Annotated in this window: 3 protein-coding genes; all 3 read right to left on the bottom strand. The window is 36.2% G+C overall.

Annotated features, from left to right (window positions below; genetic code table 11):
• Window positions 1-240: 240 nt before the first annotated feature.
• A complete protein-coding gene (locus VFS71_RS15950; RefSeq protein WP_326402507.1) occupies window positions 241-588 on the bottom strand; it encodes a hypothetical protein in 348 nt (115 codons plus the stop codon).
• A 339-nt stretch (window positions 589-927) separates the two neighbouring features.
• Window positions 928-1,368 (bottom strand): hypothetical protein, encoded by a 441-nt coding sequence (locus VFS71_RS15945; protein ID WP_326402505.1) that lies wholly within the window; start codon window positions 1,366-1,368, stop codon window positions 928-930.
• Window positions 1,369-1,551: 183 nt separating this feature from the next.
• On the bottom strand, window positions 1,552-2,283 hold a 732-nt coding region (locus VFS71_RS15940), incomplete at its 5' end, for a T9SS type B sorting domain-containing protein (protein WP_326402504.1).

The following is a 2,283-nucleotide window of genomic DNA, read 5'->3' as shown; positions in this document are numbered from 1 at the left end:
GCACTAAGGGTTAGAAAACACAAGGCAAGAAATAGAATTTTCTTCATAAATCAATGTTTAAGATTTGTTGCGATAATGTCGCCCAACTAGTATATATGTATGACTCCGTCACAGATATCCACCCAAAAGCGGGTGTATAAGTGTGATAAAATACGCACTTTTTTCAAAATCAAATATACATATTAATACTTGCAAATCATCAAAGGGGCTTTTGTTGAATGATCTAAATATTTTCTACCATTACTTTTCCACCCAACCTTTCGCCCCAATCACCTGCAACAAAAGTTGTTTCTCCGCTTCGAGTAGTTTTATTTTTTCTTTCAAAGCCTCAATTTCGTTGGTGGTGGCTGAATCAATAGGAGCATTGGTAGTGAAGTTTTTTGGGAATTGCACCGCTATGTCCATAAAAAAATTGTGTCCTAAAACTTCCGATATTTTTACCAATGCATCTACTTGCAAGGTTTTTTCCTTACGCTGTTGCAAAATAGTTTGATAGCCTATACCTGTTTTTCGTGCCAGTACGCTTTTGTAAATGCGTTTGCGATTGTAGTATTCTGAGAGTAATTCTCCAGTGTTTATTGTGAGCATAATTTTTAAGATTATAATTGGATAAAGTCTAATTTATTTATGTAAAACTATAATTGAACTATATAAATACATCATTGAGTCATATCGAACTATAATTGAATTATAGTTGTCCATAATTGAGTTATATAAAACTATAATTGAGTTATGTTTATTTATATACCGAATTATATAATTCTATAATTGAGTCATATAATTTCATAATCGAGTTATATAAATCTATAATTGAGTTATATAAAAATATAGTTCTACTATATAATAGTATCAATAATTTGATAAAAGAGAATAAAAAACCAACAGTGTTGAATGCTGTTGGTTTTGAAAACTAGTTATTGCAGTTCGTTATACGCTTTGCGGAGCTGTGGCACCTACTCTTTCAAATCTAACTTTTAGTTTGTCATAGCTGGCTTGAGCACCGGGTACACCTCCATCGGCTGCGGATTTGTATTGTTCGTAGGCTTTTCGGGCATTAATCAAAGCTTCCCTTCCGGCAATACGTTGGGCATCCTTAAGCCTTAGGATAATGCTTTGATACAGCGAAATTAATTCTTCGGACTGGTCATAAAAAGCGACATCTGTAGCCAGATTAGGGATGCTGAACCAAGCAGGCATAATGGCGGCTCCGTTGGAATTGAGCTCGTTCAGTGCGCCGTCTACAAAAATTTTGTTGTCCACATTGATGTCGCCCCCGCTTGCGCGCTCTTCTTCGGTAAGGGTAGCCCCAACCGGGATTTTGGCAATTGTTGCGTTGGCATTGTTTTTCATTAGGGTCATGTCGGCCACAGGATAGGTTAGGTTTAACCTGTTTGGATTTAAATTACTCATTCTAGTTACATTTTTTAGTTAATATATTCAAATGTAAGAAAATGGAAATAAAATAATTATTATTTTGTAGGATTTTTTTAATTAATAATTGATGGATAATCTGTGTTAGGGATGAGGATGGTGGCACGCCACAATGATTATTTATCTTTTTAAAGAAAAATGTCCTTTGGCTTCGCGGCCATCTTCTAGTTTTATGGTATACCAATAATCGTCTGCAGGCATTGGGTTGCCAGTGTAAGTTCCGTCCCAGCCATTGCCTGAAGCAAGGACTTGTTTAATTACTTTGCCATATCGATCGTAAATGAAGATTTTGGCACCGCTGTTAAACGTTTCATTGGCTCCTTTGATGTTCCAGTAATCATTGTAACCATCATTGTTTGGTGTGAAAAATTTTGGTATTCCAAGTACCGCAACGGTTTTTTGTAAGGTTCCACAACCGTTTTTGTCATATATATAAAGGTCATGTATGCCAGCGGAGACATTTTCCAACAAATTGGATTCTTGAAAAGGACCATTGGGCAAATCAATACTGTAGCCATAATTTCCTTGTCCAGTAATGTTTGCTGTTACGGTGTTGTATTGGGATAAGTCGGAGATAGATACGGAGTCTAAATGTGCAATATCGGAAGAGGTGACTTTGATGGTTCGGATTCTGTCACAGCCTTTTTGGGTGGATACAATTACTGTGTAAATGCCTTCTTCATTGACATCTAATGTATAATTGTTTTCGCCTGGAATGATACTGTCGTCTTTTGACCAAACATATCTGTAATCGCTGGTAGGTGTGTTGTCAATAAGACCTGCGTCGAGTTTGACAAAAAAGGTTGGTAAATTGGAACAGATTAATTGATTAGCATTTTGATTGTCGTTGGT

Source organism: Flavobacterium sp. (assembly GCF_035760125.1).
GTDB lineage: Bacteria > Bacteroidota > Bacteroidia > Flavobacteriales > Flavobacteriaceae > Flavobacterium.
The sequence above is the reverse complement of the archived record's forward strand: the minus strand, read 5'-3'. Positions and strand labels throughout refer to the sequence as shown.